The organism is Macrococcus sp. DPC7161 (assembly GCF_004117835.1).
Taxonomy (GTDB): domain Bacteria; phylum Bacillota; class Bacilli; order Staphylococcales; family Staphylococcaceae; genus SDSC01.
In genome coordinates this window covers 1-255 of sequence record NZ_SDSC01000070.1, presented here as the reverse complement: position 1 = coordinate 255, position 255 = coordinate 1, and the positions used below count along the sequence as shown (strand labels likewise).

Sequence of the window (255 nt, the reverse complement as noted above, 5' to 3'; positions counted from 1 at the left end):
CAGGATCAGTATCGAACTCAGAATCAACAAGCGGTTCAATTAGTGAGTCGACATCAGGTTCTATTTCAGAGTCAACAAGTGGTTCAATTAGCGAATCAACATCAGGTTCAGTATCAGAATCAACAAGCGGTTCAATTAGCGAATCAACATCAGGTTCAGTATCAGAATCAACAAGTGGATCAGTAAGTGAATCGACATCAGGTTCAATCTCAGAATCAACAAGTGGATCAGTAAGTGAATCAACATCAGGTTCTA

The 255-nt window shown here is 39.6% G+C and carries 1 protein-coding gene; it reads left to right on the top strand.

From position 1 onward, the window contains the following. Nucleotides 1-255: cell wall-anchored protein (locus ER639_RS12160; RefSeq protein WP_129065985.1), on the top strand; the 255-nt coding region annotated here is incomplete at both ends.